Genomic DNA, 19,942 nt, shown 5'->3' with positions numbered 1-19,942 from the left:
CCGCCGGTGCCCCCACCACCCGAGGACGGGGGAGGTGCCGCGGCGTCGGTGGGGCCACCGGAGCTCGCCGACGAATCCGGGCTGCCCGGCGCGGTATCCGAGGACCGGTTCGGGCTCGAGCCGGTCGACGAGCCGTCGTCCCCGCCGTCGGCGGCGCGGCTGTCGCCCGGGGACGCAGAGCCCACGCCGGCGTCGGTCATCGATGCGCTCGCGTAGCTGGCGGTGGCCTGGTCAAACCGGGCGCTGTTGGCCGCTTCCATCGACCCGCCGCCGCCCGACGTGCTTGCGCCGCCGCCGGAGTAGCCGGCGTCGGCGACGTTTTGGGCGAACCAGCCGCGCAGCGCCGAGCCGGCGTCGCTGTTCGGGTCGACGAAGGCCAGCAGCCGGAACAGCACGAACGGGCAGGCCAGTGCGATGAGCAGGACACCGATCCCGACCAGCAGCCCGAGGATGCCCTCCTGCGGGTCCTTGACCATGTTGACCCCGATGACCAGCGTCAACGCCAGCGCCGGCTTCATCATGATCGCCGCGATCATCCAGCGCAGCGACCGCCAGAACCAGCTCGCCGTGGTCTGGGCCAGCAACCCCGCCGCGGTGATCGGGACGGTGGCGACCAGCACCAGGATCGCGCCCTGCCGGAAGATCATCTCCAGCAGGTAGCCGAGCCCGGCCGGGATGACCCCGACGATGGCGAGGATCCCGAGCACGACGCCGTTGACGCCCTGGCGGAACCTCTCGTCGCCCACGCTGCGGTCGAACGCCGCGGAGAACTCGCCGGACTGCAGCCCCTTCTGCAGCATCGATACCGCGGTGTAGTCCGCCGCGGCGAGCAGCCCGCCCACCACGGCGACGGTCATGCCGAGGGCCACCGCGTAGGCGAACGGGCCGGTCGAGGCCCGCCAGAACCCGCGGCCGCCCCGCAGCACGGCCGAGGTGAGCTGCCAGAAGAACAACCCGAGCGCGATCACCACCGAGAGGCCTTTCAGATCGCCCCACACCAGCGACACCGGCCCGGAGACCGGGTTGCCGGCCTCGTCGGCGGACAGCTCGAAGGCCGACAGCTCGTCGATCAGCCCGAAGACGAACCGCAGCAGATACAGCCCGGCTTCCCAGATCGCCTTCATGGCGTCGTCGATGGCGCTGGAGAAGAACTCTTTGATCTCCTCGGCGAACCAGCCCATGCTCAGCGCACCACGTCTCGGTAGCCGGCGGCGACGGCCTCGGCCGTGCCCGGCCACGCGTTCGGCGCCTTCGCCGCGGCCGCCCCGGGGCTGATCCGCCACTCGCCGTCCACGTGGCGCATCGCCTGGCAGTCACCGAACCCGCCGGCGACCGCGCGGCCCTGGTGCTGGGCGCTGTACTCGCCGAGCACGCACACCACCGCGTACCGGCCAGCGTGGGTGGTGCCCTTGATCAGCCCGCTGGTCGTGCGGTAGGTCAGGGCGAGCCCTGCCACCGCCCCGGTCCGCGGCAGGCCCGCGCCGGCCCGGAGTTGCTGCAGGTTGCGGTACATCACGGTGGTGTCCGCCGCGGGCGCCCCGGGCAGCGCCACCGACTCGTAGGCCTGCCGGTAGGCCTGCGGGTCCCCACCGGACAGGCCCGCCTCGGTCAGCGCCGCCAACTGCGCGAGCGCGCCCTCCGGGGTGGCCGGGAACCCACCCGGCACCCACCGCCCGGACGTGACCCCGGCCGCGGGCAGGGCCAGCGGCGGGCCCGCGGTGTCACGGGTTAGGCCGTGGGGCTGGCTCGCCGCCTCCGGCAGCTCGAGCATCGCGCGGGTGGCCAGCTCGGTCTGCGCGGCGACATCCCAGCCGTCATCCCCCGCGGCCGGGGCCTGCGCCACCGGCTCGCTCGGCGGCGCGGCCGGGGGCAGCTCGGATCCGCCGCGGCCGAGCAGCAACGCCACCAGCGCCACCACCACCAGCACGGTGACCGCGGCGATCCCGCCGAGGATCAGCACAGCGCGCCGCCGCGCCGGCCCCGCCGCCCGCACACCCAGGTTCTCGCTCATGACGGCGCGCTCACCCGCCGGCGAAGGAGGAGATCAGGGTGTAGCCGACGGCGTAGAGGATCGCCCCGCCCAGCGAGGCCATCATCGTGATCGCCCCCATCCGGCCGAACCGGTGATGGTCGACCATCCGGCCACCAGCAAAGACCGCCAAACCCCCGAAGAAGCCGACGATCAGCGCGGCACCGGCGATCCACTTGACGTAGCCGAGGATCCGGGTGATGGCCTCCGCGCCGGGCGGCGCCTGCGGCGATGGATTGGGGGCGAAGGCCAGCACAGTCTCAGCAGCCCCGAGCAGCGCGTGCATCAGCGCGATCCCTTTCGTGAACGTGAGGAACGGCCCGTGGGAGCAAGCAGCCCCCACCCGGCCAGCAACGGGCAGACGGCGTCGAGCAGCCGCTGCGGCAGCAGCTCGGCGGTGATCCCGCCGACCTCGACATCGCCGTCGTGCGGGACGAACACCGCGTGCTCCACGAGCTCGTCGAGGCGCCGCCCGGCCGCGCCCGCCACGTGCGCGGGCCAGCGTTTGGCGCCCATCACGACCAGCTGATACGGCGGTACCGCCGCGCCCGCGGTGATCCACGGGTCGAGCCGGGCCAGGACCTGCTCGGCCTGGCGCAGCGAGGGCCGGGTCGGGCGCACCACCAGGATCGGCCGCGGCGACGGCCACCCAGCGCGCAGCCAGCCGCCCGCCCCGGCCAGCGGGTTCGCCGCCGCCCGCCAGCCGTCGTGACCGACATCGACGACGGTGGCGTGCAGCGGATCCAACTCGGGCAGCCACGCCGGGGGCGGGGGCACCATCCCCGGGGTGATCGCCGGCAGGCCCGACTCCAGCCGGGCCAGCAGCGCGTGCCCGCGCCAGGAGTAGCGCACCGCCAGCCGGCGGTGCGGCTGGTGCACCCACGGGCCCTCCGAGGAGGCCGCGGCGGCCAGCCCGGAGCGGGCCGGATCCGCGGCGTCGACCAGCAGCGCGCAGCGCCCACCCAGCTGCAGGGCATCGGTGAGCGCCGCGGCCAGCACCGACGCCCCGGCCCCGGGCGAGCCGGCCAGGACCGGGATGAGCGTCCCGAACCCCGACCAGTCCACCGGGCCGCGGGCCGACTCCGGCAGCGCCAGCTCCGTCATGCACGCGACGGCCTCGCCGATCTGCTCGGCCACCCCTGCCGGATCGGCGCCGCTGCGCTCGTCGGCGCACAGCGCGGCCGCCGTGCTCACCGCCGCCTCGGCATCGGCGACGTCCAGGCCAGGGCAGTCCCGGCGGGCCGCCTGCCCGAGCACCTGGTGCAGCCCATCGATCGTGCGGATCGACGCAGGGACCCCAGCACCCGGTGGCTCGGATCCCGCCGCGTCGACCCCGCCCCCGCCGTGACGCAGCGCGGACACCGCCGTCATCGGACCAGCCCCAGTCGCGCCGCACACGCCGGCCAGGCGCCGAACCCGCCGCGGTCGTCGCGCAGCTTCGTCGCCACCGCGATCTGCTCTTCCTTGGTGGCCTGCTCCGGCGAGGGCGCGTACTCGGCGCCGCCGTAGGCCTCCCAGGTCGCCAGGTCGAGCTGGAGCCCCCCGGCATAGCCCGGATCGGACACGCTGTCCCAGCGCTGACCGCTCTCGCACTCGGCAAGCCGATCCCACACCGCGGCGCCGGTCGCACCGGTCCCCGATCCGGTTCCGGCCGGGACCGCCCGCGTCCCGCTGCCATCGCTGTCCTCAGGGGCCTCGGCGGCGGGAACGGTGTCAGAGGCCGGATCTGCCGCACTCAAGTCCAGCTCGGAAGCCGAGTCCGGGGCAGCAGAGGCGCTGGGCCCCCCGCTGGTGTCCTCGTGGCCCTCGTTGCTGTTGCTGCTGTGCTCGCCGTTGTCGTGGGCGTCGGCGGGGGTGCCGCGCCGAGTGCTGAAGCCGGCCGCGGCCAGCTTGTCGGCCAGCTCGCGGGCGGAGGGGTCGTCGCCGGCGGCCGCGAGCTCGTCCGCGAGCTGACCGGCCCGGCGTTCCCACTCGCTGCTGGTGCTGTCCTCGTCCCCGCCCGCCTGGTTGCCGGGATTCTCGGCGTCGGTGCCATCGACATCGGTGCTGTCGGGGTCGGTGCTGTCGAGGGCCGACCCGGGGTCGGGCGTCGACGACTCCTCGCTCGAAGCGGACCCGGAGCTGGTGGCGCCGGAGCCGGTGCGGTTGCCCCGGACCTGGGTGTCGCGGGTGACGTTGTTCTCCCCGGACGCGTTCTCCCCCGAAGACTCCTCGGGGCTCTGCCCGGTGTCATCGGCGGGGTTGTCCCGGCCCGAAGTCTCATCGGTCGAGCCGGAGCCGCTGGTGCTCAACCCTGCGAAGGCGGGGCCGAGACCCGCCGCGGCGAGCTTGTCGGCCAGCTCCTTGGCCTCCGGGTCGTCGCTTTCACCCGCAAGTTTGTCGGCGAGGTCGCGGGCCTGCCGCTCCCAGCCCGCCGGGCTCGCCGCCTCACCGGGGCTTGTCCCAGTGCCGCTGGGCGTGGCGGCCCCGGGCCCCGGCTGTCCGCCCGTGCCGCCGGAACCGGTGCCGCAGATCTGCACGGCCGACGACCCGGATGGGGAGGACTCCGCTGACTCCAGCGAGCCAGACGGCGACTCGGACGGTGAATCGGTGGGGGCGGTGTCATCCGAGTCGCCCGCGGCGTCGTCCGGGCCAGAGACCGACGCGTCCGGCTGTGCGGACGGGGCCACCGCGGCCGTGGCCTGGTGGACCCGCCGCATCGCCGCGGCCAACGCACCCTCGGTCACCGCGGCGGCAGGGCGCAGCGCCGGGCCCGACACGGGTGTGGCCGTGGAGTCCAGCGGCGCGGTCATGGCGGCGGGTTCGACCAAGCCGCCGGTCTTCAGGTCGGCCGGGGTGGGCGAGAAGCCCGCACCGGCGAAGATGACCGCGACCTGCCGGGCCCGCGGATCGTTCCTCGACCCCATCAGGGTGTCGGCCAGGTCGTGCGCCTGCTGACGCCACCCGCTGGCCACGGCCGGGCTGATCCCCATGGAGCGCAGCTGATCGCCGAGGCCGGCGGCGCGCGGGTCACTGGCCGCGGTCACGAGATCGGTGACCAGCTCCCGGGCCTTCTGCAGCAGCGCCTCGGCCCGCTCGGGCGTCAGCTGCTGCCCGCCGCCGGAAGAGTCCTGAGTGGACGAATTTTGGCGGCAGACCGAGGAGTCTGCGGGTGCCATCGGCCCCGCCGGGCCGGTGACGGCCGGCCCGACGGTCAACGCGGTCGCCGTGACCAGCGCGGCGAGGGGCTCGAGAAGAGGGGGCATCTCATCGCTCCTGGGTGCGGTCGATCTCGGTGCCCGAACCGGCGGCACCGCTGGTGGCCGTGCTGGATGAGCGGGACGAGTCGTCGCGGGAAGAGTCGTCGGAGCCGCTGGAGTCCGAAGTAGCCTCGGAGGAGGCCGAACCGCCGGACGACGAGCCGGCGGAGGGGGCGCTCACCCGCGGGCCGTCGATCCAGACCTCGGCGGTGCTGGAGTCGGCGTTGCCGCGGTAGATGCCCATCTTGAGGTAGTTCTCGTCACTGCTCATCGTGGCGCGGGCATAGCGCTCGACGGTCTGGACGCCGTTCTCCCAAGCCTCCACAAACCCCTGCGCCGGGTCCTGGGAGAACCCGGCGTGCAGGGTGTAGTCCACCCACTCCCCGGGGCGGACCGGGCCGATGGTCTTGCGTTCGTGGTCGACCCCGTCACCGGCGATGTCGACGGTGCCCTCGGGGCTGATCTCGATGGCCAGCGGTGGGGAGCCGCTGCCGGAGTGCCACTGCATGACGATGAACCAGTCGCCCTCGACCGGGTTCGGGAAGTCCTCGCCGAAGCGCAGGGAGAACTCGTACCAGCGTTCGTCGCCCTCGCGGGTCAGGGCCGCTTCGCTGTGCGCGGCGACCTCGGAGCGCTCACCCCCACCGAAGTCGGGGACGTCGCCGGGACCGACGACGAACCGGGCGACCCGCCCGACCTGTTCGCCGGCCCGCCCGATCTGCTGGCCGAGCCGGCCGACGACGTCGCCGGAGACGACCGAGGCGCTGTCGCCGCCGCGGTAGCTCGAGCAGGAGTCGTTGACCTCGCGGTTCTGGCAGGTGTCCCACTCGGACAGATCACCGGTCTCGTAGTCGGCCTCGAACACCACCGTGGTGTCCGGCGGGACCACCGACGGCCCCGGCTCGGGGGAGCGGCCACCACCACCGTTTCCGGTCGACCCCGTGGACTGGCACCCGTCGGGCGAGGGGTCGCCGGGGCGAATGCCCAACTGGGTCAGCGCAGAGAGCAGGCTCTCCGCGCGCGCGTCGGTGACGCCGGTGAGCGAGTCGACGAGCCGCTGCGCGGAGCCCCGCCACGAGCACGAGGCGGTGGGATCGGGTCCGGGATGCGCGGCGTGGGTGAGCCCCGCCGTGACCGAGAGCGCCGCGGCCGCGGTCGCGGTGAGCAGGCCGACTCTCATGTCAGCCCCGCCCGCCGGCGGGCTGCGCGGAGCCCGGGACGTAAGGCCGGGCCGGGTGGTTCCAGCTGAACTGGTCGGCCACGTAGGCACCGAGGCTCAGCGCGGCGTCGCGGGTGCGCTCCCGCAGGTGCTCGAGCTGGATGTGCCCGCCGGTGGCCAGGTGTGGGTCTTCAGGGATCTCCACCACGGCGCGGCAGCGGGCGGCGAAGTGGTCGACCACAGCGCTGCGGTCGATGTCGCGGCTGAACCGGTCGCACGACAGCGCCACCACCGCGCCGGAGACCAGCTCGTCGTAGCCGTGGGCCTTGAGCCAGTCCAAGGTCTTGCTCGCCCGGCTACCGCCGTCCACCGTGGGCGCCCCGACGATGACCAGGGTCTTGGTGGCCTCCAGCGCGCCGTGCATCGCCGAGTGGATCAGCCCGGTTCCCGAGTCGGTGATGATGATGTTGTAGAAGCGCTTGAGCACGCCGGTGACCTGCTCGTACTCGATGTTGTTGAACGACTCGCTCATCGCCGGGTCCTGTTCGGACGCCAGCACCTGCAGTCGTCCGGCGAGGTTGGTGTAGCGCGCGATGTCGGTCAGCGAACCGATTGTGTGCAGGTTGTTGACCAGGTCCCGGACCGTGTAGGGCACCGGGTGGCCGAGCAGCCGGTCGGCCAGCGTGCCCGCGTCGGGGTTGGCGTCCAGGGCCACCACCCGGTCGCCGCGGTGCTCGGCCAGCGCCAGCCCCAGCAGCGCCGACACCGTGGTCTTGCCGATCCCGCCTTTCATGCTGGCGACAGTGATCGTGTGCCAGCCGGCCAGCTGGGCCTGGACCCGCGCGATCTTCTGCCGCCGATCCGCCTCCGCCGGTGACAGGCCGGGGTTGAGCCGCCCGCGCGTCAGCGTGTAGACCGCGCCGCGCCAGCCCTCCGTCGGCCGGTCCCGGCGGCTGCGCACCAGCTGCTGGTAGGACAGCACGTCTGCGGACCCTTCGGAATGCGCGAGTCCTCGACCCGCCGAGGCTGCGGGGCGCAGCGGGTCCGTTCGCTCGAGCGGGACCTGCGGCCCCAGCTCAGACCACGGCCCCGCCACCACCGCGGAGCTCCCCGGCGCAGCGGCTGCGGGCGGGGGAGCGGGAGCTGTCGCGACCGACGCCGCTGCGGGGGCCGGCACGGGGGACCGAGCGGGTCCAGCGGGAGGTTCCGAGGCCACCCCGGGCGTCCGCGGAATCCGCTGCTCTTGACGCTGGGCCCGCGGACCTTCCGCGCGCGCCGCTGGCCGAGTCTCGGAGGGCGGTGCCGGGCGCGGGGCAGAGGCGGTTTGCGCTCGCCAGGGCGCCAGGGCGGGGTCGTCGGCCCACGAACCGCTGGGGACCTTGCCGTTGTTCTGTGTCATGGGGGCCTCGATCAGCTGGGGTCGTCGGGGTCGGGAGCAGGGCCGATGTCCACCACCAGGCGGCCGGCGTGATCACGGGTGACCGGTGGTGCGAGCCGGGCCCAGAACGTGGACGCCGCCCGCCACCCCTCGGCGAGCGGAGGCGGCGCGCAGGACGGACCGACGGCGCTGAGCGGGGGATCAGCCGAGTCGTCCCGGCGAGGCTCGAGATCGTCCGGACGCGGGCAGATGCGCTGGTACGTGGTGACGCGCACCGTCACCTCGACGACGATCACCTCGTCGGAGGTGCGCACGGTGCGGCCAGGCAGGACCACGTCCGCGCGTTGCCTGCCCGCGCCGGACCAGCCCAGGGTGGCGCCCCTGGGGTCGGCGAGGTACTCCCGCAGCACCTCAGTCCGCTTGGTCGGATCGTCCTCGTCCCAGGACAGGTAATCCGCGGCGAACCGCGCCGCGAACGCCGAGGCCTCGGCCTCCCCGATCGGCTCGAGCGCCGCCATCGAGCGTTCGAGCACGGCCGCCGGCGACCGGTGGCCGTTCACTCCTCGAAGGAGCGGCGCCGGGTACGGCGGCTGGGCCGCCTCGTTGCGGGTCGGCTGCCGGTCCTGCCCCGCCTCCTTTCGGGAAGAGCAGGGAGCCAGCGGCGGCGAACTCGGCGGAAGCCACAACTGCGCACCCCCGTCCCCGACCACCCGGGTTCCGCCGTTCAGCGGGGCGATCGGTGGTGAGGCCGAGTGGTCAAGCGGCGTCCCCGGGCTGGAGGGCCCGCCGAGCCAGTTCTGAGGCGCTCCAGGCCTGGGTTGCGGGGATGCCGGATCCGCCGTCTGCGACCACGGAGAGGCGGTGACCGAGGTCGGTGACGTCGCCGGGTAGACGGGGGGCGTCGTGAGATTGGGCGTCGGGTCCAGCCCGTGGTTTCCGTGCGAGGGCCTCGGCGGGAACGGCAGCAGTTCATCTTTGGGCGGGTCTTGTCTCGCGGCGCAGCCGCTGTACACCGGGTCGAGCGGGATCTCGGCGACGGTGCTCTCTGACGGTGGCTCCAGATAGGGGCCCGGGTGCCCCGGTGCGATCAGCCACGCGGGCTGCTGGGGGGTGCCGCGGTCAGCGCGCCGCCCAAATCTCCGGGCCATCAGGACCGGCCATCCACAAGCATTCGGGCACGCAGCGGCCCGCCAGTCGCGCAGCAACAGGACTTCGTGCCCATCCACGTCCTCCGTCCTGTCCGTCGTCGTCCGGCCCGCAGGCCCCTGGTGCGTCACTGGCCGAGGACTGCTCAACCCCGAGTCCGCTGACGTGTCAGTTGATGAACTAGACCAACAATATGCTGGCAGGTTTCAGAGCTGTCAACTCTCCTGGCATAGAGCGCCAGGAATGTGAGACAGTGCCAGAGTCGTGTCTGGGAGCTGAGTGAGCGCTCTGTGTCTGGCCGCGAGCTGCGGGCGGGGGGAGCTCAGAGCGGGCTTCCCGTTCCGGCGGTGCGTGTGAGGTGCGGGAACGCCCTCCTCAGTGGGCTGAGCTTGCTGCGCGGGGAGCGGAGTTGCTGGCATAAGTTGGGGCGATGGGCTGCTCGTCATCGCCAGCGAGGGAGAGGCAACGTCGTGGTTAAAGGCTCGACTCTGGCATCGCGGATCGACCACCTGTTGTCGACCGTGCGTCCGAAAGACCGGGGCCCCTACACCTACGAGGAGGTGGCCGAGGGCATCCGCGCACAGGGTGGCCCGACGATCTCGGCTCAGTACCTCAACCAGTTGCATCGAGGCCGGCGCGACAACCCCACCAAGCAGCACCTCGAGGCGCTGGCGAAGTTCTTCGGGGTGCCGGTTGCCTACTTCTTCGACGACACGCAGGCCGCGCTCATCGACGAGGAGATCGCGCTGCTCAGCGTCATTCGAGACCAGGAGGTCAAGGACCTTGCGCTGCGCACCCTGGAGTTGAGCCCCGAGGCCCGTCGGTCCGTAGCGGCGATCATCGAGGAGCTGGGCCGGTTCGAGGGGCGCACGAATCACCCGAACAGGCGACGGCGGGCCGATCCCGATCTCGATGACTGACCGCCATGCCAGGCTGGTGTCCGATGATCACCTTCCGAGTCCACTCGCTCACTGCGCGTGCGCACGCCTCGCGCTGACGAGCGCCGTCGCGGCGGGCGTGGTGGGGCAACGGGAGTCCGGGGAGGCGACCCACGTGCGGTACAGCGAATTGCGGCGGCGCAGCCAGGGGAGAGTCCGCAAGCTCGATGAGGGGGTGGGCATCCCGCGCCCGTTCGACCTCAACACCCTTCTCGATCGGCTGGAGCGGCACCGAGGCCGCCCCATTGACCTGCACGAGACCGAGGCGACCGCGGGCGGCCCTTGCGGGCTTTGGATCCAGGAGCGCGATCGGGACGTCATCGCTTACGCGGCGGACACCAGTGCGGTGCACCAGAGCCACATCGTCCTGCACGAAGTCGGCCACATGATCAGCGATCACCGCGGGGACTGCATGTTGACGGTCGGTGCGGCTCAGGAGCTCGCGCCCACCGTGCGGCCCGAACTGATCCGGCACATGTTCACGCGCTCGACCTACACGGCCTTCGAAGAGCAGGAAGCCGAGATGATCGCTTGTCTCATCCGGCTGACCGCGGCCGAGCACCGCCCCAGCCAACTCACGGCTCGGCCGCTGGCCCCCGCAGACGCCCAGTACTTCTCACGGGTCGAACAGATCTTCGGAGGCTGACCCTCGTGATCGATCTGCTGTTCTTCGCGGTGGCCGGGATCGCTCTGATCGTGGGGATGCAGCGGATAGCGCGATGGCGGCGGCGCACCACCGGCAGCGGGCCGATCGCGCTCCAGCTCGTTGCGCTCGCGCTCGCGTTCGTCTTCCTCGCCCCGGCCACGCAGGCGTTCGCCAGCGCGGTGATCCCCAGCCTGGGCCGGCTGCTGTCCAACGTGTGCACCCTGGTCGCCGCCTTCGGCTTCATTCAGCTGCAACTGCATGTCAACTACCCGCCGGCCGAGGTCAAGGAGCGGCTGCGTCCCCGTGTCGTCGTGCTCATAGCGGTTCTGGCCGGCCTGGTCATCGCCTTCTTCCTCGGCCAGCGTCCTGTGGGTCTCGGGGTGTTCGACTATCGCGGCCAGCACTGGCTGGTGATCTACGCGCTGCTCTACTCGGTCTACCTCAGCGTTGCGTTGATCGACCTTCTGCGGCTCGCCGTTCGATCGGTGCTCAACACCCGCGGGTACCTGCGCGCTGGCATGGCGGTGATGGGCACCGGCTACGTGCTCGGCCTGCTCTACACCGGAAACAAGATCCAGTACGTGATCCGCTCGACGCTTGGCCCCGTCAGCGCTGAGCCGCGCTGCGCCGGGCCGTTCTCCAGCCTCCTCTGCACGTTGTCCGTCGGTCTGCCGGCTCTGTCGGTCCTGGTCATTGTGATCGGCCTGTCCATCCCCACGGTCGGTCGTCGCATCGGTCGGCTTGCCGAGTGGTGGGACCTGCGCCGTGCCTATGAGGGGTTGGAACCGTTGTGGAAGGCGTTCTACGACGCGATGCCTCAGATCGCGTTGACGTCCCCGCAGGGCGTGGAAGGACAGGTGCCGCGGCGCGACATGCCGTTGCGCCTGTACCGCCGGGTCGTCGAGGTGCGGGACGGGGCGCTGATCCTCAACCCGTACCGCCGTGACGCCGACACCGCAGCTCACCGAGACCGGGGTGTCGCCCTGGGACTGGACGGCGAGGCACTGGCCGCTGCGATTGAGGCAGCGGACCTGGCGGTCGCACTAGGGCGCTACACCAGTGGCGGCGGCCGGGGCGGCGGCATTACGCCTGCCAGCCCCTCCCATGACGACCTGCAGGACGAAGCCACCTGGCTGGAGTCAGTCTCGCGGGCGTTCGCCGAACGCCGCATTGCTCCTGTCGAGGACCGAACCGCTGCAGAGCGCTGACCTCATCGGCCGCCGAAGGGGAGTCGGCTGCGGATTCCCCAACCGTCCTCATCAAGCGCCGCCACATGCAGTTCCGAGAGCTGTGTTGTGATCGGCAGCAGCGGCTCGACCAGGCCTACGATCGCGTCCTGGTCCTCTGCCAGAGCGCCAAGAGCAACGCTCACGTGGGCCGAGGCATCTGCATACTTGCCGCCGTAGGGGAGGAGGGCGGGCCACCTCGCCCAGGCTTCCTCGAGCAGCCGTTGCACTTGGTCGGCAGGCTCTGGGGGCAGGTAGATCAATCCAGGCTTTACCCGGCAACGGGTGAAGCGCACGGTGATCGGCGCGATTGCGCGCACGATCTGGGCACATGCCTGGATCACTGACGCGTCCAGCTCGTCGGCTGGCACGAACGGGTACAGCACCGTCAGATGTGCGGGGAGGCCCTCGCGGACCGCGTGGGGGTATCGGGCTGCGACCGCTGCCAGCAGCGGGTCAGCGGCGGGGACCGGCAGTACCACCGCGGTTTGTCCTGGTCGGGGCATGCGATCTAGATACCAGGCCATCCCCAACCTCTTTCGCCCAGCTTCTTGCTGACGCCTCCCACCTCTGGTCTGCCAGGCGTGTCGACCTCGCGCTGTACCAGCTCCCCGAGCAGCTGCTGCCACGGTGCCCACTCGGAGTCGAGGTGGGCTCGGACCTTCGCGGACCTCGTCTGGCCCAACAGCGGTACGCGATCGGTAGCCGACGGTGGTCGATGGCGCCGCTTGGTGACGAATGTGGGGTTGATGCCGGGTTCCCCTGACCGGTGGGCGTTGAGCTGGCAGTGGTCCCGCTGCGTAGTGGTCACACCCGCAAAATTGGGCCAGATCGGGATCCGAAGGTTAGACGGGCTGCTCAATTCGGGCAGCTTCCGATGGTTTGCTTCGCGAAGCAATGGGAATGTGAGCGCCAATCCTAAATAGCCACCAATGGGTGATCCACAGAAGGCGGTTCGGCGTTGCAGGATTTATTGCGGAACTTTTCGTGGGTCGCATGACTTCCCGTCCGACCCGGTCCCAACCTGCGGTCGAACAACACCGAACTGTGTCGACGCGGCGTTGCTGAGTTGCTTTGAGTTGCTGAGGCGATAGTTGTCGGGCGCAATACCCGCGGCTGCTGCCGCCTGTCGTTTTCCGGCTAGAACAGAACTGGAACAGAAAGAGGGTCGTTTCTATGACGACGCTGGATGTGGCGCCCGGGGCGCGGTCCGCGGGTGAGGTGTTGGCGTGGAGTCGTGGCGTGGCTGAGCCGGCGTTGCGGGAGGCGGTGGGGTGCTTGCCGGCGTCGATGCGGCGGATCGCCGGATACCACCTGGGGTGGTGGGAGGCCGACGGTACGGCGACTCGCGGCGAGGGTGGCAAGTCGATCCGGGCGGCGCTGGTGTTGCTGTCGGCCGAGGCGGCCGGTGGCGATGCCGGCGCGGCGGTCGCGTCGGCGGTGGCGGTGGAGCTGGTGCACAACTTCTCGCTGCTCCACGACGACATCATGGACGGTGACCCGACTCGACGGCACCGCCCGACGGCATGGCGGGTGTTCGGCGTGGCCGATGCCATGCTGGCCGGCGATGCCATGCTGGCCCTGGCCGGCAAGGTGCTCGCGCGCGTCCCCGCGGCCGCGGAGCGGCTGGCGGGATGTGTCATCGAGTTGTGCGACGGGCAGAGCGCGGATGTCGCGTTCGAGCACCGCGTCGATGTGGGCATCGATGAGTGCACGGCGATGGCCGGCGGCAAGACCGGTGCGCTGCTGGGGTGTGCCTCATTGAACACCGGGTTCTACCCGAATCGGTGATCATCGCACCGTCGTTCGAGGCTTGTTCACACGGAGTGCTCCGGGCAGCAATCCTGGCGCCCGTCCTGCGTCCAGCCGACACGCGCCGCCCGCGCCCGCGCGGAGGCCAGGCGTTCGCCCACCCGCACGTGGAAACTCCATCGGGCACTGCCGAAGCACCTGCTGGCCGTCTTCTGTGGACTCCGGGGACGTCTCGGTCGCAGCAGATCGCCCACATCTTTCGGCTTCTAAAACCAATGATGATTGACAAATTGGCCACTGGCCTGTATTACGACTCACCGGTGGGGGCGTGTCTTGGGCGCAGAAGCCACCTTCCCCTCAAGGAGGAGCGGGCACATGACGATCGACTTCACCCTGAGTGACGCCCAGCAGGAGCTCCAGAGGAATGCCCAGGGTTTCGCGGAGACCGTGCTGCGCCCGATCGTCGAGCGCATCGACCGGGCGGCCGACGGCTGGGAGGCGTTCCTGGCCGGGCGGGAGGCCTATCGGGAGATGGCGCGAGCCGGGTTCACCACGGCCTGCATCCCGACCGAGTACGGCGGCGGCGGCTTCTCCATGGTCGATTTCGCAATCGCCGCCGAGGAATTGAGCCGGGTGGACATCAGCGTGCCGACGACGCTGTTGGCGTCCGGGCTCGGATTGCAGCCGATCATCCAGTACGGCACGCCGGAGCAGAAGGAACGCCTGCTCCGGCCCTTCGTGGAGGACCAGGAGGGAGAGCTGCTCGCCTCCTACGCCTTCACTGACGTCGCCGGTGGGGCGAACTTCGACTCACCGGACCCCGCCGGCGGAATCCAGACGCTGGCCCGTCGGGACGGCGACGAGTGGGTGATCACCGGGCAAAAGCACTACACGACCAACGGCACCGGCTGGGACCGGAAGGGCTGCCAGCTCTACACGGTGGTGTGCCGGACCGATCCGGCGGCGGGCGCCGACGAGTCGCTGGCCGTGATCGCGGTGCCCGGAGACAGTCCGGGAATCGGCGTCGTCGACGTGTACGACAAGCTCGGCAACCGTGGCGTTGTCACGCCCCGGGTGCACTTCGACGAGGTCCGCGTGCCCGCCGAGAACCTGATCGGGAAGCCGGGCCGGCACGGCAAGCGCATCGTCTCCGGCGCGTTCAGCTGGACCGCCGCGTTGATCGGCGCGGCCTGCGTCGGGACGATGCGCGGGGCGTTCGAGTACGCCCTCGACTTCGCGCGGACCGAGAGGCGGCTGGGCACTGCGCCGGTGATCGAGCACCAGAACGTCGGGTTCATGCTGGCGGACATCAAAATGCGGATCGAGGCATGCCGCTACCTGACCTGGAAGGCATGCCACGACTTCGAGCGCACCGGCGGGCTAGCCGAAGAGCTGCCCATCATGACGAAGGTGTACTGCTCTGAGACCGCGGTCAGTGCGGTGTATGACTGCATGCGGGTCGTTGGGATCGCCAGCTACACGCGTGATCTGGCGCCGCTGGAGCGGATGATGCGGGATGCCATGGTCTTCCCGCTCTACGACGGCGGCAACCAGGGTGTGCGCCGGCGGCAGCTGCACGACATCTTCCGGCAGCCCGGATACGACTCGATGCTCGCCGCACGCGGAGATGTCCCGCCGTGGGCGCGCTAGGAAGCTTGGGCCGACGACGTCGGGAAGATCGAGTCAAGTCTGCGGCTCGCGGGTCGGACTCGATGGGCGTAGCGTGCGCTCTGCCTGCTTCACAGCACAACGACAGCGCATCTGACCTGCACATACGCGTTTCGTGTCATGGTCAAAATATCTAGGCGTAGCAGGTGGTGGCGGTCGGCCACTCTGACCGCGGGTCCCTGCGTGGGCCCGCACGAGAAGACCCCCGGGCTGACCGGGTCGGGTGTCGTGGTCAGATGGCTTGAACGTTGTCCGCCTGCGGTCCCTTCTGGCCCTGGCTGGTCTCGAAAGACACGCGCTGCCCCTCGTCCAGCGACTTGTAGCCGCTGCCCTGGATCGCGGAGAAGTGGACGAAGACGTCCTTGCCGCCGTCGTCGGGGGCGATGAAGCCGAAGCCCTTCTCGCCGTTGAACCACTTCACGGTGCCCTGGGGCATGTTTCCTCCTGGAGGCCGATCGACGCTGCCATCTTGCCGCTTTCTGGCCGGCCTGGGTGTCCCCCTTAGGGCTCGACCCGGAGAAAAGACAACCACGGACACCCAGGGGGGCAGTGCCGTCGGGGCAGCTGGCGGCACTGGGGGGCGGGTCCTCGGTGGGCAAGACCCGCGCCTGCTGGCCTGGCACGCTAGCTCGATCGTCGAGCGCTGCTGAGCCATCCAAAGGCGATGAGCCCACCCACGACGACGAAGAGCACGACGAGCAGTATGCCGATGAGCATGCCTGAGTCTGCCTCCCTACTGGTTGTGTTGCGGCCCCGGGCCGCGTTCGGTTGCCGGCAGGTTGCCGATCCTGTGCATACGGGGAAGAGCGACTGAGCGAGAAGACTTCTGTCATAAGTTTGATTATCGGCAACGATTTTTATCTAGGGGAGTGGGGAGTCGGGCAGATAGGACAGCTTTAACGGCTGATGTTACGGCGCCGCGAAGTCCAGGCCGGGTTTCGCGAGGTACCCGTCGATCAGGCCGGGCCGGTACTGCATGCGCTTGAGGCGCGTCTTGATCAGCCCGACGAGCTGGTCGAGGCCGTGCTTGGCGAGGTTTGCCAGGGACCTCTTGAGCTGCGACCACACGCCCTCGACCGGGTTCAGCTCCGGAGCGTAGGCCGGCAGCTGATAGACGGTCAGCCATGGCCGTGCGGCGATCAGCCGCCTCATCCTCGCGCTGATGTGGGCGTTCAGGTTGTCCCAGGTGAGCACGATCGGGCCGCGAAGCTGCTGGTGCGCGGCATCGAGCAGGGCCGCGTAATCCCGCTCGTCGAACCCCTGTCGCTTGCCGTCCCCGCGTGTCCGGCGCCGCGCGAGGGTGCGGTAGAACAGCCGGGATCGCCGGCCGGGCCGGGTGCACACCAGCGCGGCCAGCGATACCCGGGCGGCGCCGGCCGCGGTCACCCGCACCACCAGGGTGGCCCCGCGCCGGCCCCAGGTGCGGCCCGTGGGCGACCTCAGGCCCTGGCCGGCTTCGTCTTCGAAGCAGAGCCAGGCGCCCAGGTCCGCCGCCGTTCTTTTATCACCGGCCACTGCTCGTCCTCCCAGCCGGCGATTGTCGCCTCGTCCCGCTCGGTCGCCTGCCGGGCCGGGCCTGCACGCTCCAGCCGATCCGGTGCAGCAGCAGGTCCATCCCGGCCAGGGTGTAGTCCACGCCGAACCGGCGGCGGATCACCTCGGCGATCCGGGCCAGCGTCCAGCACTGATCGGGCCAGCCGTGCGCGGCCGGACCGGCGTCCAACTCCGCCTCCAGCTCGCGCAGCTGGGCCGGGTCGAGTCGGCAGCGGCCCCGCCCGTTACCGGGGGTCTTCCGCAGTCGATCTCTTCCTGGGATCCGCGCAGGTGTGTCGCGGCTGTGCCGGACGGATCCGGTGAGGCCAGCGCGGTGCAGATGCCTGGATAGGTGTGTGGGCGTGCGGTGATCATGGTGGCGGCGTCCCCCAACGTGTACGAGCGCAACCTTTCCCGGATGGGCCGAATGCCCGTCCTCATTGCGTCTTCGCCGTAGTCGATCCGCGCGTTCCGGATCAAGGGACCTACCTGTTCCCGATGAGGCCGGGCAATCGCCGAGGTCGGGGTGCTGATCGCAGGCCGCATCGCCCGGGTGGGGCGTGCGGGTCGTTCGGTGCTGGGTCCCGCTGAGACGGGCATGGAGGTGCCCCTCCTTGTGGGACGACGCACGCTGGCAGCGCTACGGCGGTCTTCGGGCGATGAACCCGCGCCGATCCGCGGCGGGTGAACCAGCCCACGATCCTCCCCCGTCGGCCTGGAGCGACCCCGGGCTGGTCCACGCCGCGCGGGCCAGCCGGAGCCCCCGCCCGGCCCGCTCGCCGCTGCTCCGGCGGGTGCGTCCCACACCGGGACGCACACCGCCGCCGGAGCACCGCTGCGGCACGATCACCGAGGAGGCCGCACGTGAGCCCAGCCGACACCACCACCAGCAAGGGCACCGGTACCCCCGCCGAAGACACCGGCGCCATCGCCGCCGGCGCGGCGGGCGGTCGGGGAGTTGCTGCTGGTCCTATGAGCTGCGCAGGCTCAGCTGGCATGAACTTTCTTCAAGAAATCGGCGATCAGGCGGTTCGCCTTGTCGGGCGCCTCCACCGCGGGGCAGTGATTCACGCCTTCGAAGATCTCCAGGGTGGCGTCCGGAAGCCCGTCGCGGAGACCGTATCCGCAGGGATCCAGCGGCGAGACGATGTCCTTCTCCCCGTGCAAGATCAGGCAGGGCACGGTGATCTGGGAGATCTTGTCGGTCATGTCGAAGACGATGAAGGACTCGGCGTTGCCGAGCACCGAGTACAGCGGCCACTTCGCGGACTCCATCGCGATCTCCTCGGGAAGGCCGACCGCCCGGTAGAACCCGACCCGTCCGCTCGGGGTGGCGACCGCGGTTTTGATGGCCTCGAGGGTGTTGCCGACGTCCCGGATCTGGCTTCCCGAAACGTACGACCCGACGTAGACGATCCCCGCGACCCGGTCGGGATGGGCGAAGTAGTACGTCGATGCGGTGTTGCCGCCCATGGAGTGCCCGACGAGGACCGCCCGGGAGACGCCCGTCGCGTCGAGCACCGCCTCCAGGTCACGTGCGTGCCGCTCGACCCCGTAGGCGATCTTCGGCAGCGGTTTCTCCGACCGCCCGTTCCCCCGGTTGTCGAAGGCGATGCACTGGTAGCTGTCCGACAGCGCTTCGATCTGCGCCCGCCAGATGTCGGTGATGCCCATGAAGCCGGACGCGAAGACGACCGCGGGCCCGCTGCCGTGGGTCTCGTAGTAGATGTCGCAACCATCGTCGGCGGCAACCCAGGGCATGGGCGGAACCTCCTGATCAACAACTGTGGCGATCTTTCCTCGGATCCTGGCGCGGCCGACCGAGGCCGGGCAATACCTGGCCTGCTCAAGCGTCATGTTGGGCGATCTGACGATCTCATCCGCGGGGGTGCTACAGAGGGCTCCAGTGCCGACTAGTCGCTCGATGACGGCGAGGCCCGCCTGTTCCGCCAAGCGGCCTCATCCGGCCGCGCATATGGTCCCCTCGCGCGGTCCGGATGGACGGGGTGCCCCTCGCCCGGAACGCGCGCGCTGGCGGCCGCGAGCGCGGATCCCCACCCGTCTTGCGGCCGTCGGCCCTGCGATCTTCGACATTCCCGACCGGGACGACGCCGTCATCTGGCAAGAGCTGCAGGCAGTCCAGCGCCGCAGCGTGGGTCCCCGTCGCAGTCATGCGCCGGCTTTCGGACGGGGATCCATCGCGGCGCGGAGCGCGTCGGCGAGGCCACGGACGGCGCGCCGCACGCCGATGGGCAGGGGTCGGCCGGCGGCGAGTTCGATCGCCGAGTTGTGCAGCACGTGCGCGATCTGCCCGGCGACGGCCCGGTCGGTGATGAGCTCGGGATGGTGGCCGAGCAGCTCGGCGATGGTGTGGAACGCACGGGCCTCGGCGGCCTCGCGGTCCCCGACGGGCCGGTCCCGGTCGTAGCGGCTGTTGCTCCCCAAGGTCCCGCGCTCCCCGAGCTCGCCCGATCTCAACCAGCCGGCAGGTCTGCTGCGGCGGCGATCGATGCCCCGGTCTGCCCGACGATCGCGGCGGCCGGGCTGCTTCCCCCAACCCGGCCGCCGCGACGCCGAGGACGGTAGCACAGAATCGAACATATGTTCCCCTGGGCAGGAGGGCGACCTCTACTCAATACGGATCACAAGGTCAGGGGTTCGAGTCCCTTCGGGCGCACACTGTCTGACCTGGCGGTCCTCCGAATCCGGAGGGCCGCCAGAGCCGTATCGACCTCTGAGCGGTGCTCGGTGGTGATCTTCAGCCCGTTTCGGGTGCCCCGGATCGATCGCCCTGTGATCACGTCGAGCCGGTCGACATGCGCCACGGCCGGGAGGCGCAGGTCACCCCCGGCCGTGTCACAGGGAGTCGCGCTACCCCGTCTCAGGAGGTGTAGCCACTCACGACCACCGAGGAGCACGCCATGGACGCGCGCCTGAACTTCTTCGCCGGCCCGACCGCCGGCAAGGTCCTCAAGCACTTCCTGTCGGCGGGCCGGATACTCAAGGACTCGCCGCTGCCGGCCGCCACGCAGGAGCTGGTGGCGCTTCGCGTCAGCCAGATCAACGGCTGTGCCGTCTGCATCGACATGCACACCAAGGAGGCCGCCGCTGCCGGTGAGGCCCCGGTGCGGCTCAACCTGGTCGCGGCGTGGCGGGGGGCCACGGTCTTCACCGAGGCCGAGCGCGCCGCGCTGGAGCTGGCGGAGGAGGGGACCCGGGTCGCGGATG

Annotated in this window: 19 protein-coding genes and 1 pseudogene; 6 read left to right on the top strand and 14 right to left on the bottom strand. The window is 70.8% G+C overall.

Features of this window, described 5'->3' with window-relative positions:
* The 8 genes from HF519_RS23315 to HF519_RS23280 form a co-directional block, all read right to left on the bottom strand.
* The coding region (locus HF519_RS23315; RefSeq protein ID WP_169415134.1) for a hypothetical protein at positions 1–1,181 on the bottom strand (1,181 nt) is incomplete at its 3' end.
* Between the two features lie 2 nt (positions 1,182–1,183).
* Positions 1,184–2,011, bottom strand: coding sequence for a hypothetical protein (locus HF519_RS23310; protein ID WP_246244987.1), 828 nt, complete (start codon positions 2,009–2,011; stop codon positions 1,184–1,186).
* A 10-nt stretch (positions 2,012–2,021) separates the two neighbouring features.
* The gene (locus tag HF519_RS23305) at positions 2,022–2,315 is read right to left on the bottom strand and encodes a hypothetical protein (RefSeq protein ID WP_169415120.1); all 294 of its coding nucleotides are present in this window, start codon (positions 2,313–2,315) and stop codon (positions 2,022–2,024) included.
* Positions 2,315–3,391: a hypothetical protein gene (locus tag HF519_RS23300; protein WP_312860304.1), complete on the bottom strand. Its 1,077-nt coding sequence runs from the start codon at positions 3,389–3,391 to the stop codon at positions 2,315–2,317. Before HF519_RS23300 ends, HF519_RS23305 begins: the two co-directional genes overlap by 1 nt.
* A gap of 5 nt (positions 3,392–3,396) precedes the next feature.
* Complete coding sequence (locus HF519_RS23295; protein ID WP_246244985.1) at positions 3,397–5,274, bottom strand: transglycosylase family protein; 1,878 nt, start codon at positions 5,272–5,274, stop codon at positions 3,397–3,399.
* 1 nt (position 5,275) lies between these two features.
* Entirely contained in the window at positions 5,276–6,448 is a 1,173-nt protein-coding gene (locus HF519_RS23290) for a polysaccharide lyase family 20 protein (RefSeq protein ID WP_169415133.1), read from the bottom strand.
* Position 6,449: 1 nt separating this feature from the next.
* Positions 6,450–7,409 (bottom strand): MinD/ParA family ATP-binding protein, encoded by a 960-nt coding sequence (locus tag HF519_RS23285; RefSeq protein ID WP_312860303.1) that lies wholly within the window; start codon positions 7,407–7,409, stop codon positions 6,450–6,452.
* A gap of 428 nt (positions 7,410–7,837) precedes the next feature.
* Positions 7,838–8,365, bottom strand: coding sequence for a hypothetical protein (locus HF519_RS23280; RefSeq protein WP_169415131.1), 528 nt, complete (start codon positions 8,363–8,365; stop codon positions 7,838–7,840).
* Between the two features lie 1,107 nt (positions 8,366–9,472).
* On the opposite strand from HF519_RS23280, the gene HF519_RS23275 reads away from it, so the two are divergent.
* The 3 genes from HF519_RS23275 (at position 9,473) to HF519_RS23265 (ending at position 11,743) form a co-directional block, all read left to right on the top strand.
* The gene (locus HF519_RS23275) at positions 9,473–9,871 is read left to right on the top strand and encodes a helix-turn-helix domain-containing protein (RefSeq protein ID WP_312860302.1); all 399 of its coding nucleotides are present in this window, start codon (positions 9,473–9,475) and stop codon (positions 9,869–9,871) included.
* Positions 9,872–10,004: 133 nt separating this feature from the next.
* Positions 10,005–10,535: a hypothetical protein gene (locus HF519_RS23270; protein ID WP_169415129.1), complete on the top strand. Its 531-nt coding sequence runs from the start codon at positions 10,005–10,007 to the stop codon at positions 10,533–10,535.
* Between the two features lie 5 nt (positions 10,536–10,540).
* Positions 10,541–11,743: an MAB_1171c family putative transporter gene (locus HF519_RS23265; RefSeq protein WP_169415128.1), complete on the top strand. Its 1,203-nt coding sequence runs from the start codon at positions 10,541–10,543 to the stop codon at positions 11,741–11,743.
* Positions 11,744–11,745: 2 nt separating this feature from the next.
* Here the strand turns inward: HF519_RS23265 and HF519_RS23260 are convergent, their stop codons facing one another.
* A complete protein-coding gene (locus tag HF519_RS23260; RefSeq protein ID WP_281358623.1) occupies positions 11,746–12,267 on the bottom strand; it encodes a 2'-5' RNA ligase family protein in 522 nt (173 codons plus the stop codon).
* Between the two features lie 670 nt (positions 12,268–12,937).
* Here HF519_RS23260 and HF519_RS23255 point away from each other — a divergent pair.
* Positions 12,938–13,519: pseudogene (locus HF519_RS23255) on the top strand (polyprenyl synthetase family protein); the annotation flags it as partial.
* 369 nt (positions 13,520–13,888) lie between these two features.
* A complete protein-coding gene (locus HF519_RS23250; RefSeq protein WP_169415126.1) occupies positions 13,889–15,163 on the top strand; it encodes an acyl-CoA dehydrogenase family protein in 1,275 nt (424 codons plus the stop codon).
* A 250-nt stretch (positions 15,164–15,413) separates the two neighbouring features.
* Here HF519_RS23250 and cspE read toward each other — a convergent pair whose 3' ends face one another.
* The 5 genes from cspE to HF519_RS23225 all read right to left on the bottom strand — a co-directional run bounded on the left by cspE (position 15,414) and on the right by HF519_RS23225 (position 19,159).
* A complete protein-coding gene (gene cspE, locus HF519_RS23245; RefSeq protein ID WP_169415125.1) occupies positions 15,414–15,617 on the bottom strand; it encodes a transcription antiterminator/RNA stability regulator CspE in 204 nt (67 codons plus the stop codon).
* 473 nt (positions 15,618–16,090) lie between these two features.
* Positions 16,091–16,696 carry a transposase gene (locus tag HF519_RS23240; protein ID WP_169415124.1) on the bottom strand — a complete coding sequence of 202 codons (606 nt, stop codon included), beginning with the start codon at positions 16,694–16,696 and terminating at the stop codon, positions 16,091–16,093.
* Positions 16,686–16,904: a helix-turn-helix domain-containing protein gene (locus tag HF519_RS23235; RefSeq protein ID WP_211170465.1), complete on the bottom strand. Its 219-nt coding sequence runs from the start codon at positions 16,902–16,904 to the stop codon at positions 16,686–16,688. Before HF519_RS23235 ends, HF519_RS23240 begins: the two co-directional genes overlap by 11 nt.
* A gap of 797 nt (positions 16,905–17,701) precedes the next feature.
* Positions 17,702–18,667 carry an alpha/beta fold hydrolase gene (locus HF519_RS23230; RefSeq protein ID WP_169415123.1) on the bottom strand — a complete coding sequence of 322 codons (966 nt, stop codon included), beginning with the start codon at positions 18,665–18,667 and terminating at the stop codon, positions 17,702–17,704.
* 216 nt (positions 18,668–18,883) lie between these two features.
* Positions 18,884–19,159 carry a hypothetical protein gene (locus tag HF519_RS23225; protein WP_169415122.1) on the bottom strand — a complete coding sequence of 92 codons (276 nt, stop codon included), beginning with the start codon at positions 19,157–19,159 and terminating at the stop codon, positions 18,884–18,886.
* A 476-nt stretch (positions 19,160–19,635) separates the two neighbouring features.
* Here HF519_RS23225 and HF519_RS23220 point away from each other — a divergent pair.
* Positions 19,636–19,942 (top strand): carboxymuconolactone decarboxylase family protein (locus HF519_RS23220; RefSeq protein WP_169415121.1); only part of this gene is annotated, 307 nt, incomplete at its 3' end.

The organism is Pseudonocardia bannensis (genome assembly GCF_012911875.1).
Lineage (GTDB): Bacteria > Actinomycetota > Actinomycetes > Mycobacteriales > Pseudonocardiaceae > Pseudonocardia > Pseudonocardia bannensis.
The sequence above is the reverse complement of the archived record's forward strand: the minus strand, read 5'-3'. Positions and strand labels throughout refer to the sequence as shown.

Bases quoted from the DNA above. Each gene is read 5' to 3' on its own strand.
- HF519_RS23310 (WP_246244987.1), bottom strand. From the start codon at position 2,011: ATGAGCGAGAACCTGGGTGTGCGGGCGGCGGGGCCGGCGCGGCGGCGC.
- HF519_RS23305 (WP_169415120.1), bottom strand. From the start codon at position 2,315: ATGCACGCGCTGCTCGGGGCTGCTGAGACTGTGCTGGCCTTCGCCCCC.
- HF519_RS23295 (WP_246244985.1), bottom strand. From the start codon at position 5,274: ATGCCCCCTCTTCTCGAGCCCCTCGCCGCGCTGGTCACGGCGACCGCG.
- HF519_RS23290 (WP_169415133.1), bottom strand. From the start codon at position 6,448: ATGAGAGTCGGCCTGCTCACCGCGACCGCGGCCGCGGCGCTCTCGGTC.
- HF519_RS23260 (WP_281358623.1), bottom strand. From the start codon at position 12,267: ATGCCCCGACCAGGACAAACCGCGGTGGTACTGCCGGTCCCCGCCGCT.
- HF519_RS23250 (WP_169415126.1), top strand. From the start codon at position 13,889: ATGACGATCGACTTCACCCTGAGTGACGCCCAGCAGGAGCTCCAGAGG.
- cspE (WP_169415125.1), bottom strand. From the start codon at position 15,617: ATGCCCCAGGGCACCGTGAAGTGGTTCAACGGCGAGAAGGGCTTCGGC.